The sequence below is a fragment of the Pseudomonas sp. NFX224 genome (assembly GCF_048565165.1).
Taxonomy (GTDB): domain Bacteria; phylum Pseudomonadota; class Gammaproteobacteria; order Pseudomonadales; family Pseudomonadaceae; genus Aquipseudomonas.
This window is the reverse complement of record NZ_CP183416.1, coordinates 1,432,569-1,444,690: the sequence shown is the minus strand read 5'-3', so window position 1 is coordinate 1,444,690 and position 12,122 is coordinate 1,432,569. Positions and strand designations below refer to the sequence as shown.

Annotated in this window: 9 protein-coding genes and 1 riboswitch; of the genes, 1 reads left to right on the top strand and 8 read right to left on the bottom strand. The window is 61.7% G+C overall.

Annotated elements, in window-relative coordinates; translation table 11 throughout:
- Nucleotides 1-133: 133 nt before the first annotated feature.
- The 7 genes from atzF to ACNYC6_RS06390 form a co-directional block, all read right to left on the bottom strand.
- Nucleotides 134-1,912: an allophanate hydrolase gene (gene atzF, locus ACNYC6_RS06420; RefSeq protein WP_419711582.1), complete on the bottom strand. Its 1,779-nt coding sequence runs from the start codon at nt 1,910-1,912 to the stop codon at nt 134-136.
- A gap of 25 nt (nt 1,913-1,937) precedes the next feature.
- A complete protein-coding gene (gene uca / locus ACNYC6_RS06415; protein WP_419711581.1) occupies nt 1,938-5,570 on the bottom strand; it encodes an urea carboxylase in 3,633 nt (1,210 codons plus the stop codon).
- A gap of 280 nt (nt 5,571-5,850) precedes the next feature.
- Nucleotides 5,851-6,492, bottom strand: a complete 642-nt coding sequence (locus ACNYC6_RS06410) for an urea amidolyase associated protein UAAP2 (RefSeq protein WP_419711580.1) — start codon at nt 6,490-6,492, stop codon at nt 5,851-5,853.
- 11 nt (nt 6,493-6,503) lie between these two features.
- Nucleotides 6,504-7,229 carry an urea amidolyase associated protein UAAP1 gene (locus tag ACNYC6_RS06405; RefSeq protein WP_419711579.1) on the bottom strand — a complete coding sequence of 242 codons (726 nt, stop codon included), beginning with the start codon at nt 7,227-7,229 and terminating at the stop codon, nt 6,504-6,506.
- Between the two features lie 13 nt (nt 7,230-7,242).
- Nucleotides 7,243-8,031: an ABC transporter ATP-binding protein gene (locus ACNYC6_RS06400; RefSeq protein WP_419711578.1), complete on the bottom strand. Its 789-nt coding sequence runs from the start codon at nt 8,029-8,031 to the stop codon at nt 7,243-7,245.
- Nucleotides 8,028-8,843, bottom strand: a complete 816-nt coding sequence (locus ACNYC6_RS06395; RefSeq protein WP_419711577.1) for an ABC transporter permease — start codon at nt 8,841-8,843, stop codon at nt 8,028-8,030. Before ACNYC6_RS06395 ends, ACNYC6_RS06400 begins: the two co-directional genes overlap by 4 nt.
- A 15-nt stretch (nt 8,844-8,858) precedes the next feature.
- Nucleotides 8,859-9,926: a putative urea ABC transporter substrate-binding protein gene (locus tag ACNYC6_RS06390; RefSeq protein WP_419711576.1), complete on the bottom strand. Its 1,068-nt coding sequence runs from the start codon at nt 9,924-9,926 to the stop codon at nt 8,859-8,861.
- A 60-nt stretch (nt 9,927-9,986) separates the two neighbouring features.
- Nucleotides 9,987-10,087: riboswitch (guanidine-I (ykkC/yxkD leader) on the bottom strand.
- A 413-nt stretch (nt 10,088-10,500) separates the two neighbouring features.
- Between ACNYC6_RS06390 and ACNYC6_RS06385 the strand changes: the two genes are divergently transcribed.
- Nucleotides 10,501-10,950 carry a hypothetical protein gene (locus tag ACNYC6_RS06385; protein ID WP_419711575.1) on the top strand — a complete coding sequence of 150 codons (450 nt, stop codon included), beginning with the start codon at nt 10,501-10,503 and terminating at the stop codon, nt 10,948-10,950.
- Between the two features lie 50 nt (nt 10,951-11,000).
- Here ACNYC6_RS06385 and ACNYC6_RS06380 read toward each other — a convergent pair whose 3' ends face one another.
- Nucleotides 11,001-12,113, bottom strand: a complete 1,113-nt coding sequence (locus tag ACNYC6_RS06380) for an enoyl-CoA hydratase/isomerase family protein (RefSeq protein ID WP_419711574.1) — start codon at nt 12,111-12,113, stop codon at nt 11,001-11,003.
- Nucleotides 12,114-12,122: the final 9 nt, after the last annotated feature.

Sequence of the window (12,122 nt, the reverse complement as noted above, 5' to 3'; positions counted from 1 at the left end):
TGCTCTATGTGCGCCGCGAATGGTCGCTCCTGTGTACCACAGTGGTTACACCGGTCCTTGTAGGCGCTGCCGAAGGCTGCGATCTTCTCACCTTGAAAAACAAAATCGAAAGATCGCAGCCTCCGCATCGTTGTCAGGCGAGGGTTTTCAGGTAGGCACGCCATCCGCCGAGGTGGCTGATGTCGGTCGCGCCTTGCAAGCCATACGCCTCACAGATGAACCCGCTCTCCCAGCGGCCATCCGCCAGTTGCACCTTGCCCAGTCCCAACGGTGCCGGAATCCCGGTCAGGAACGAGCCCAACTCGCTGCTCGGCAATTCCCACACTTCCACGGCAATCGATACGCCGCCGTCCTTGACCCGGACCATGCCCGGACGGAACGGCGGACCACCGGCCAGGGCGTAGAGTTGATAGTCGGCTGAGCTGAATGTCGTTTCCACCAATCGGGCGCCGCGCTGCTTGAGCTGCCAGTTCAGCGCCAATCCGTCCAGGTGTGCACCGCAGACCACCAGCCGCGCACGATCATTGCGTGCAACGTTGGCCGGAGCAGGCGAAACCGAACCCTGCTGGCGCTGCAAACCATCGGCCACGCTCAACAGATATTGATCAGTAAACGCTCGCCCAAACAGCGTCACGCCCCACGGCAAGCCGGTACCCATGAAACCGCTCGGCACGGCGATGGCGGCGTAGTCGAGCAGGTTCATGAAGTTGGTGTAGTAGCCCAGTTCGGAGTTGCGCAGCACCGGTTCAGCTTCAAGCTCTGCCAGGGTCACCGGGCGGCCGATGGTGGGCGTGACCACGCAATCGAGGTTTTCCAGCGCTTTGTCGCACAGCGCTTTCAACGCTTGCAGCCGATACTGGGCGCGGAAGGTTTGCACGCCGCTGACGGCCGGCGCCTTGGCCAGCACGGCACGGATTACCGGCAATACGGCTTCGGGGTTTTGCTCCATCAGTTCGCCAGCCACGCTGTAGCGCTCGGCCACCCACGGGCCTTCATACAGCAGGCGTGCCGCTTCGAGGAACGGCGTCAGGTCCAGCTCCACCGCTTCGCCACCCAGGCGCTTAAGTTCATCAATGGCATCACCGAACAACACCGGTCCTTCGGCGCAACCAAAAAACTCCAGGTCTTGCGCGCGGGGAACGCCGAAGCGGAACGGGCGCGACACGCCGAAAGCCGAACCGTCATTCCATAGCGGATTGCTGCGGCTGTACTCGTCCCGTGGATCGAGTCGGGCGGTCAATGCCAGTAACTGACTGGCTTCCCGTGCTGTGGCGGTAAACGTGGTCACGCAATCCAGTGTGCGACAGGCCGGCACCACCCCGGCGGTGGAAATCAAACCTTTGGTGGCTTTCATTCCGACCAGATTGTTCAGGCCCGCCGGCACGCGCCCGGAGCCTGCGGTGTCGGTGCCCAGCGAAAAACTCGCGACACCCAGCGCCACCGCCAATGAAGAGCCGGCGCTGGACCCACCCGATGGATACTCTGGCAACACGCTGTTGGGGCAGGCGCCATACGGCGAGCGACTGCCGTTGAGGCCGGTGGCGAATTGATCGAGATTGGTCTTGCCCAATGGCACCGCGCCCAGTGCCAGCAGTTGCTCGACGATGGTTGCCGAGCGTTCGGGGATGTAAGCAAACGCCGGGCACGCCGCTGTGGTCGGAATGCCGGCCAGATCAATGTTGTCCTTGATCGCGAACGGCACGCCGTACAGCGGCAGGCTGTCGATATCGCGACCATCGAGGGCGGCGAGGTACGGTTCCAGTTCATCGACACTCAGCAAGTGGATGAACAAGTGATAGTCCGGGTTCAGCGCGGCGGCTTTGTCCCGCAGGTTCAGCAGCAGTTGCCGGGGCGTGGTGCTGCCGTCGCAGTAAGCGCTGCGCAGGGCGTCGAGTTGCAGATTGATGTTCATGGCGTGCGTCCTTTTCAAAATGGGTTCAGTCGAGTTCCAGCACCACGACGCGCTGTCCGGCGCGCACGGCCGAACCGGGTTGCACGTGAATCTCGCGGACCACACCGGCCATCGGCGCGAGCACGGGGATTTCCATCTTCATCGACTCCAGAATCACCAGTACATGACCGGCCTCGACCCGGCTGCCGACGTCCACCTGAACCTGCCAGAGGTTGCCGGCGATGTGGCTGTCGACGCTCTGTTGGCCGCTGCTCAGCGGTGCGTCTTCGGTCGCTTCAGGGGCCAGCTCTTCACTGTCGAAGTGCGCCTGACCGCTGGTGATCCAGCGCTCGCGCTCGGCGTTGAACGCAGCTTGCTGCTGCTCTCGAAACGCCCCGATGGTCTCGGCTTCCTGCGACAGGAATGCCTGGTAATCCGCCAGGTTCAACTGACTGTGTTCGATGTTCAGGTCGAAGCGCCCGAGGGGGAAATCCCGGCGAATACGCAGCAGTTCATCAGCGCTGACCGGATAGAAACGGATCTGGTCGAAGAAGCGCAGCAGCCAGGGTTTGCCATCGAACGCGGCGACGTCGCGGTAGCGGTTCCACATCTGCAACGTGCGCCCGACGAACTGATAACCGCCGGGGCCTTCCATGCCGTACACGCACATGTAGGCACCACCGATGCCCACCGAGTTTTCTGCGGTCCAGGTGCGGGCCGGGTTGTACTTGGTGGTCACCAGTCGATGGCGCGGGTCGAGCGGGGTGGCGACCGGCGCCCCGAGGTAGACGTCGCCCAGACCCATCACCAGATAGCTTGCATCGAATACCGTGCGTTGCACTTCATCGAGGTTCGGCAGGTCGTTGATGCGGCGGATGAACTCCAGATTGCTCGGGCACCACGGCGCATCCTTGCGCACGGTGGTCATGTATTTCTCGATGGCCAACTGGCACGCCGGGTCGTCCCAGGACAACGGCAAATGCACGATGCGCGATGGCACTTGCAGGTCCTTGGCGGCGCACACGGCATCCCATTCCCCGGCGACGATGCCGAGCAGATCGGCCAATGGCAGTTGCTCGGGTTGGTAGTGGATTTGCAGTGAACGGATGCCGGGTGTGAGGTCGATCACGCCGTGCAGGTCTTTGCTTTCCAGGGCTTGCATCAGGGCGTGGGCGCGAAAGCGCAGGACGAGGTCCAGTTCGGGGGCGCCGATTTCCAGCAGCAAGTGGGTGTCACCAGAAAGCCTCGCGACCAGACGCGTATCGTCCTGACCGATATCCAACACAACAGGCGACACAAGCCCCTGTGGGAGCTGGCCTGCCAGCGATGAAGTGGATGCGGTGTCGGGTCGGACCTCATCGCCGGCAGGCCGGCTCCCACACTGATTCCATTTCAGGGTGAGGTCGCGGGCGGTTTTGATATCGACGGGGGAGAACTGCACCTTGTCCCCAGCCTTCAGTTGCCCCAACTGCCAAAGATCCGCCTCGATCACCGTCACCGGGCACACAAACCCCCCAAGGCTCGGACCATCGGGGCCGAGGATTACTGGCATGTCGCCGGTGAAATCCACCGCGCCGATTGCATACGGATTGTCATGAATATTCGACGGATGCAGACCGGCTTCACCACCGTCGGCACGCACCCACTCCGGCTTCGGCCCGATCAGGCGAATGCCGGTGCGGCTGGAGTTGAAATGCACTTCCCACTGTGTGGCAAAGAAGGTGCCGATGTAGTTTTCGGTGAAGTATTCCGGGGCACCGTGGGGGCCGTAGATCACACGAATCTGCCGCACGGCGGGCAATGCGGTGACTTGTTCTTCAGCCAGTTGCTGACCGGCGCTGCGCTCGCTCAGCGCCGGTACATGCAACACGTCACCCGCCCGCAAGGCGCGACCGCCATGGCCGCCAAACTGACCGAGGGTGAAGGTACTTTTACTGCCCAGATAGTCCGGCACTTGCAGGCCGCCGCGCAGACACAGGTAACTGCGCGCACCGGAACCGGCGATGGTGCCAAGGCTCAATGTTGCGCCCGCTGGAACCAGCAGCGTCGTGTTCATCGGTACACTGTCGCCGTTCAACGCCAACGGAATCACCGCCCCGGTCACCGCTACCACAGCGTCGCAATTGAAGCGCAACAACGGCCCGCTCATGGTGACTTCCAGTGCCGCCGCGCCTTCGTCGTTGCCCAGTAAACGGTTGCCCAGACGCAGTGCACGACTGTCCATCGGACCCGACGGCGGCACGCCAACGGCCCAATAGCCGAGGCGACCGGGATAATCCTGCACGCTGGTCTGCGTGCCGGCGCTGATCACCTCAAAGGTATCGGCCTGATACACCAGACCCTCCAGGCATCGGGTCCATGGGTGGCCGCTGGCGAAGGGCACATCGAGCAGAATCTGCCGCAGATAATCACGGTTGGTTTCCACACCATACAGCTGACTGTCGCCGAGGGCCTGATGCAAATCGGCGCGGGCCTGTTCGCGAGTCGGCGCCCAACTGATGACCTTGGCGATCATCGGGTCGAAGTACGGCGGGATCTCACACCCGGCCTCGACCCACGTGTCGATACGCAGTTGAATGCCATTGGCTGGCGGAAAATTCACGGCAGTGAGCAAGCCCGGGCTCGGTTGAAAATCCCGGCCCGGATCTTCCGCATACAGCCGCGCCTGAATCGCATGACCGTCCGCTTTCAACCCATTGATCAGTTCACTCAGCGGCGGCAGATCACCGGCTGCCAGTTGCACCATCCAGCGCACCAGATCAACGCCCCACACCTGTTCGGTGACGCCGTGCTCCACCTGCAACCGCGTGTTCACTTCCAGAAAGTAAAAGCGCTGGGCTTCGCTGTCGAAGACGAATTCCACGGTGCCGGCGCTGCGATAGTTCACCGCTTTAGCCAGTTTGATCGCCGCCGCGCACAGTTCTTCGGCCATGCCGGCGGGCAGGTTCGGCGCCGGGGTTTCTTCGAGGACTTTCTGATTACGGCGCTGCACCGAGCAGTCGCGCACGCCGAGGGCGATCACTTCACCGAGACCGTCGCCGAACACCTGGACTTCCAGATGCCGGGCGCGCTGGATGTATTTCTCGATGAACACCCCGGCGTCGCTGAAGTTGTTCTGACCCAGGCGTTTGACCGCTTCGAAGGATTCGCTCAACTGCGCTGCACTGCGGCACACACGCATGCCGATGCCGCCACCGCCGGCGGTGCTTTTGAGCATCACCGGGTAGCCGACTTGTTCACCGGCGATCAGGGCTGCGTCGAGGCTGTCGAGCAGTTCGGTGCCTTCGAGCATCGGCACGCCGTGTTGCTTGGCCAAAGCGCGGGCGGTGTGCTTGAGGCCGAACACGCGCAACTGTTCGGGCGTCGGGCCGATGAAGGCGATGTCGACGGCTTCGCAGGCTTCGGCGAACGCGGCGTTTTCCGAGAGAAAGCCGTAGCCGGGATGGATCGCCGTGGCGCCCGTGGATTTAGCGATGCCGAGGATTTTATCGACCGCCAGGTAAGTGCCGGCGGCTGCGCCTTCACCGAGGCTGTGGGCTTCGTCGGCGTGCAGGATATGCAGGCTGGCGGCATCGGCTTCGGAATAGACGGCAACGCCCTGGGCTTCCAGTTCACGCAGGGTACGCAGGATGCGGCAGGCGATGGCGCCTCGGTTGGCAATCAGGACTTTTTCGAACATGGCATAGCCCCTGATGGGGATGCGGGCCGTCCCGCAGTTTTTTTGATGCACCGGGGCCGTCCCCGGTGAAAAATCAGTTCATTTCAGAACACAGCCGATCCCCTGTGGGAGCGAGCCTGCTCGCGATGACGTCGGCACATTTGATGTGGATGTTGACTGACACAACGCTATCGCGAGCAGGCTCGCTCCTACAGGGTTATTCGGTGTTCCTATTTCTTGATGCACTGCCCGGAACGGGCCTGACACAACGCAAACAACCAGCGGCGTAAACGACTGAATTTCAGTTCCATACCAGCAGCTCCGCAGGGGTCGGGTTGTAGGCATTGCATGGGTTGTTCAGTTGCGGGCAGTTGGAAATCAGCACGATCACGTCCATTTCGGCGCGCAGGTCGACGTATTTGCCCGGAGCGGAAATCCCGTCCGCAAAGGTCAGTCCACCATCAGCCGTGACCGGCACGTTCATGAAGAAATTGATGTTCGGCCCGATGTCGCCCTTGCCCAATCGGCCATCGTGGACGCAGGCGCGCAGGTAGTTGTCGCGGCAGCTGTGCATGTAGCGTTTTTCCAGGGCGTAGCGCACGGTGTTGCTCTCTTGCGCGCAAGCGCCACCGAGGGTGTCGTGACGCCCGCAAGTGTCGGCGACGATGGTCAGCATCGGTTTGCCAAGATTGGAATACAGCACGCTGCCGGTGCTCAGGTACACGCTGTTTTGCCGACGCAAAGTGCGCTGTACGTCGTAGCGCTCCTTGGGGTTGGCGACGCTGTAGAACAACGTGTCGACCGCCTGGTTGCCTTCGAGGTCGAGGATACGCAGGGTTTGCCCGGCCTTGACTTCCATCAGCCAGGGTTCGCCGGCGGGAATGGTGGCGCGGTAGATGGCGGTTTCAGGCGACTGTGGAGCGGTGGCGATAGCGAGTGACATGGCAGCGATCCTCAGGCGAACAGACGGTCGGTGTTGATGAAGCCGCGCTCGTTTTCCGGGCGCGAGGTGCGGCAGTGTTCGGCGACGCTGGCGTCGGCGTTCATCCAGCTGAGCTTCAGTGGTTTCGGTGCGTACGCCGGCGACGGGTCCATCGGATGCTGCAGGGCGGTGAGCACCACCAGCGTGTCCATCGGTGCGTATAGCTCGATGTAATCGCCAGCCTTGGAGTTGCCCTCGACGAAGTGGAAACGCCCGGCGTCATCGACGTTGACGCGGCTGAACAGGTTGAGGGTCATCAGCAAGTCCGACAGGCCCAAACCCCACTTGCCCAGTTCCACCAGCAGGTTGTCGGTGCCATTGCGGAAGAAGCCGTTGCGCAGTTCCTGATAGCGGCCCGCACCGTATTTTTCGGCGACTTCTTCAGCGCAAAGCACGCCGCCGAGGCTGTCGCTCCAGCCGCAGGTGTCAGCGGTGATCGCCGCCAGTACGCGGCCCATGTCCGAGTACAGGCAATGGCCGGTGGTGAGCTTGGCGGTGTGTTGGCATTTGAGGCTGTCGGGCAGGCTCAGGCGTTCGGTTTTTTCATTGGCGTTGAGCAGCGTCAGGCTGACGTTGGCCCCGCCGCGAATGTCGATCAGGCGCAGCAATTGGCCGCGCTTCAATACGAACGAACGATGGCCGCCACCGGGGAGCATTTCTTCGGCGAAGGGTGGGAACAGTTGAGTCGAATCAGTCATTTTCAAAATTCCTCTAAGCGATACGAAGCGTGCCCGCCAGTTGCACCGGCAGGGCGTCGACGGCGGCACGGGTGGCGCGGCGGTCGCTGTTCAAAGGGATGTCGTAGGTGATGCGCGCGCCATAGGCGCCGGGGGCGTGCGGGTCGACGCGGACCTTGTCGAACACAAGCAGGCGTGTGCCGAGGCTGAAACCTTCGGACAGGTCATGGGTGACCATGAACACCGTCAGTTGCGTCTCGCGCCACAGCTCCAGCAGCAAGTCGTGCATGTCTTTGCGGATACCCGGATCGAGGGCGCCGAACGGTTCGTCGAGCAGCAATACGCGCGGCTTCATGATCAGCGCCTGGGCGATGGCCAACCGTTGTTGCATGCCGCCGGAAAGCTGCGCCGGGTACTTGTCCAGCGAATGCCCCAGACCGACTTTGTGCAGCAGCACCGAGGCCTGCTCGCGAGCGTCTTTTTTCGCGTTACCGAACAAGCGACCGAGCAACGGCGAGCGCGGCAGTTCGAGGCCGAGGGCGACGTTGTCCAGTACGCTCAGATGCGGGAACACCGAGTAGCGCTGGAACACCACGCCACGGCTGGCATCCGGCTCACCGGCCAGCGGCTGACCGTCGAGCAGGATCTCGCCGCGACTGGCTTGCTCCTGGCCGAGCAGCAGGCGCAGGAAGGTCGATTTGCCGCAACCGGACGCGCCCACCAGTGTGCAGAACTCTCCCTCGTTGATGGTCAGGTTCAGGCCTTCGAGCACCACTTGGTCGGCGTATTGCTGCCAGACGTTTTTCACTGTGATGAAGCTCATGCTCGCGCTCCTTCGTACCAAGGGAAAGCACGCTGGGTCAGGCGCTTGAGGCACCAATCCATCAGCCAGGCGAGCAGGGTGATCCACACCACGTACGGCAGGATCACGTCCATCGCCAGGTAGCGGCGCACCAGGAAAATCCGATAGCCCAGACCGTCGGTGGAGGCGATGGCCTCGGCGGCAATCAAGAACAACCACGCCGAACCGAGCATCAGGCGCAGCGAGATCAACAGCCGTGGCAGCAATTGCGGCAGCACGACCCGCAGCATCAAAGTCCAAGTGGAAGCGCCGAGGGTCTGGGCCTTGATCAGCAATTCCACGGGGATTTCCCGGGCGCGCTGTTCCAGATCCCGGGCCAGTGCCGGGGTGATGCCGATCACGATCAGCATCACTTTCGACAACTCGCCCAGCCCGAACACGATGAACAGAATCGGCAGGATCGCCAGCGGCGGCACCATCGACAGCACGGTCAGCAATGGCGACAACGGCGCGCCGAACAGCGGCAAGGTGCCGGCGGCCATACCCAGGCACAACCCGACCAGCGCACTGATACCGAGGCCGATGGCCAGGCGTCGCAGGCTGGAGGCGGTGTCTTGCCATAGCAGGTATTCACCGGTGCGGCCGTCGGCTACAAACGCCAGGCGTTTTACCGCGTCAGTCATTTGTACGGCGCTGGGCAACAGCTTGTCGTTGGGGTTGTCCGCCAGTCGCTCCGCCGAGCCCATGAAGTAGGCGAACAGCACCAGGGCGAACGGCAGGATCACCAGCAACAGGCGACTCGGGCGATCCGGGTGGCGATTGATCAGGCGCATGGCCAAGTCCTCTTTTTACAACTTGGCGTCGGCGGCCATTTGCACGTAACTCGGATCGAAGCGCAGCTTGAGGTTGCCCGTGTCGCCGCTGGTCACGCCGTTGGCGAAGGCCATGCCGACCGCGCTGGTGTCCTTGGCGCCTTCACCCAGCAAACCGTGCTGGAAGGAGAACTCGGCGACCTTGCGCATGGTTTCCGGCAGTTGTTTGCTGGTGGAAAACGCCAGGGCTTCTTTCGGCGTGGCGAACAGCTTGGTGGTGTCCAGTTGTGCCTGGAAACCCGCAAGGTCAGTGCCCGAGGCTTTGGCCATGTGTTCGAGTGCGGCTTTGCTGGCGGCGTTTTTCGCATTCATCAACTCGACCACTTCGAACCACGCGCCGGTCAGCGCTTTGCCCAGGGCCGGGTTGTCTTTGAGGGTGGCGCTGTTGACCACCATCATGTCCATGATTTCGCCGGGGATCTGGCTGGAGTTGAAGACTTCGGTCACCGCTGGCTTGGCCCTGATGTCCGAGAGCATCGGGTTCCAGGTGGTGACGGCGTTGACTTGATCGGTATTGAAGGCGGCCGAGATATCGGCGTCGGAGGTGTTGACCACTTTCAGGTCTTTCTCGGTGAGGTCCACCGAATCCAGGGCCCGGGCCAGCAGGTAGTGAGAGACCGAGAGTTCGACCAGATTGACGTCCATGCCCTTGAGGTCGGCGACTTTCTTGCCTTCGCCCTTGAGCACGATGCCGTCGTTGCCGTTGGAGAAATCACTGACGATCAGCGCGGTGCTGTCGACGCCGCCAGCGGCCGGAATGGTCAGCGCATCCATGTTGGTCATGGTGCAGCCGTCGAACTGGCCGGCGGTGTATTGGTTGATCGATTCGACGTAATCGTTGAGCTGCACAACATCGATCTTGATGCCGTACTTCTTCGCCCACTTGTCGACGATGCCTTGGCTGCCGGCGTATTCCCAAGGCATCCAGCCGGCATAGATCGTCCAGCAGACGCTGAAGTGGTCTTTCGGTGCAGCGTGGGACGAGACGCTCACAAGGGCGGCGAAAGCGGCGGCGAGCAGGGCGGGTAAACGAAGCTGGGACATGATGGTTCTCCAGTTGATCAAGGGCGGCAGGAGTCAACGCGGCACCGCGAACGGTGGCTTGTCTCCCGGGCTTTTGTCCCGCCGTGTAACCTCAACTGGAGGTCGCCAACTCTCGGACCAGTCACTCGCGATTGCGAGCCGGAACCCTAGTCAGCCATTGCAAATTGTGGTGCCGCGAACCTGTGATGACTCCTGCACGGGGTTGCTTAAGCGAGAGGCGTGCCAAGTTCGGTGAATGCGTCTAGCGCGGGGGGGGGGGCACGATTTGACGGGCGAGGGCTAGCGTCGGATTGCATTGAGATGGTGCATCGCGCACTGAGATGTTACGTGATCGGCCACTGATCCGAAGGTCGCGGCGATCGCGCCTCGTCATTACGGTGGTGGATATCACCACGGACACCATTAATCAGCGTGTGAATAGATGAAAAACCTTTCATCGGCGAGATGTTTCAACTTGTTGCGGAAACGCACCAGATTCCGAATTCGATGTCTGATCTTTCGACAGTCACCGAATAATTGACTGTCGCCTGCCAGCGTCGCTGGTGTGGCTCACCCGCGGTCCAGGAGGCCGCCAATGTATCGACAAATTCTACTGATTGCTGTTTTGGGATTGTCCCTTGGTGGATGCGTGCCTTATTCCGACGGAGGAGTCAGTTACTACAGTTCCGAGGTTTACACCTCACCAGCGCCGGCCTATTACGCGGGCGGTAATTCCTACTATTCCAATGGCGGTTATTACTCACCACCCGCGCGTTACTACGCACCGCCTGCGCGCTATTACCAACCAACGCCGCGCTATTACCACCCGCCGCGGGTCTATCAACCGGCGCCGCGCTATTACCAACCGGCACCGCGTTACTACCCATCGCGCCCCGACTACCGGGCGCATCAGAATCAAGGCTGGGACGGCCGCAACCGTGGCGGCTGGAACAATGACTATCGAGGTGGGCGCAACAACAATCATGGCGGACGAGGCGACCATAACGGACGCGGCGATCACGACGGTCGGGGCAGTCACCGTTAACCATCCACAAAAAAGCGGCGCATCAAGCGCCGCTTTTTTATGCCCGGAATTCAGTACTCCGATAAATCCGCCAACGGATGTCGACCCTCCCACACCTTGTGGAAATGCGCCTCCACCACCGCATCCGGCACATGATTGATGTCCGGCCAGTGCCAATGCGGCTTCTGATCCTTGTCGATCAACCGCGCACGCACGCCTTCGCTGAATTCCGGATGACGACAGCAATTGAGGCTCAGCGTGTATTCCATCTGAAAAACCTCGGCCAGCGAAAGGAGCCGGGCGCGGGCGATCTGTTCCCAGACCAGGTGAGCGGTCAGCGGCGAGCCTTCGCTCATGGTTCGGGCGGCGCGACTGAGCAGCAGGTCGGTATCATCGCGCAAAGGGCTGATGGCCTTCCACGCGCAACGCACATCACTGACATCCAATAGATCATCGATGCGCTGGCGGCGTGGCAGCCACTGAGGCTCGGGCATTTTTGCGACGGCTTCTTGCTGCAAGGCCTTGAGCAAGCTGTTGAGCTGCATCGGTGTCTGCTCCTGCCAATTCAATTGCAGCAGGCCTTCAATCAGCGTTTCTTGCTGCTCGTCGAGCAAGAAGCGGTCGGCCAGGTCCAGATCGATCGCATCACGTGCGTTCATATGGGCACCGGTCAGGCCGAGGAATAATCCGAGCTTGCCGGGCAATCGCGACAGGAACCAACTGGCGCCGACGTCCGGGTACAGGCCGATGGTGATCTCTGGCATGGCCAGTCGACTGCTCGGCGTGACGATGCGGATGTTTGCCCCTTGCAGCAGGCCCATGCCACCGCCGAGCACATAACCATGGCCCCAACAGATCAACGGTTTGGGGTAAGTGTGCAGGCTGAAGTCCAGGCGATATTCAGCGGAAAAGAAATGTGCGGCCAGGGGCGGCACTTTGCCGGGGTGGGCGCGGCAAGCCTCAACCAGGCTGCGCACTTCACCACCCGCGCAAAAGGCTTTGGCACCGCTGCCGCGCAGCAGCACGCAAACGACTTGCGGCTCTTTGGCCCAGGCATCCAGTCGGTCGTGCAAGGCGTTGATCATGGGCAAGGACAGCGCGTTCAGCGATTTTTCGGCGTCCAGGGTAGCGACGCCGAGGCGGGCGCCGTCGGTGCCGGTGAGTTCTTCGAAGTGCAGATTCATCGTGACCTC

Coding starts and splice junctions, on each gene's coding strand:
- atzF (WP_419711582.1), bottom strand. CDS start 1,912: ATGAACATCAATCTGCAACTCGACGCCCTGCGCAGCGCTTACTGCGAC.
- uca (WP_419711581.1), bottom strand. CDS start 5,570: ATGTTCGAAAAAGTCCTGATTGCCAACCGAGGCGCCATCGCCTGCCGC.
- ACNYC6_RS06410 (WP_419711580.1), bottom strand. CDS start 6,492: ATGTCACTCGCTATCGCCACCGCTCCACAGTCGCCTGAAACCGCCATC.
- ACNYC6_RS06405 (WP_419711579.1), bottom strand. CDS start 7,229: ATGACTGATTCGACTCAACTGTTCCCACCCTTCGCCGAAGAAATGCTC.
- ACNYC6_RS06400 (WP_419711578.1), bottom strand. CDS start 8,031: ATGAGCTTCATCACAGTGAAAAACGTCTGGCAGCAATACGCCGACCAA.
- ACNYC6_RS06395 (WP_419711577.1), bottom strand. CDS start 8,843: ATGCGCCTGATCAATCGCCACCCGGATCGCCCGAGTCGCCTGTTGCTG.
- ACNYC6_RS06390 (WP_419711576.1), bottom strand. CDS start 9,926: ATGTCCCAGCTTCGTTTACCCGCCCTGCTCGCCGCCGCTTTCGCCGCC.
- ACNYC6_RS06385 (WP_419711575.1), top strand. CDS start 10,501: ATGTATCGACAAATTCTACTGATTGCTGTTTTGGGATTGTCCCTTGGT.
- ACNYC6_RS06380 (WP_419711574.1), bottom strand. CDS start 12,113: ATGAATCTGCACTTCGAAGAACTCACCGGCACCGACGGCGCCCGCCTC.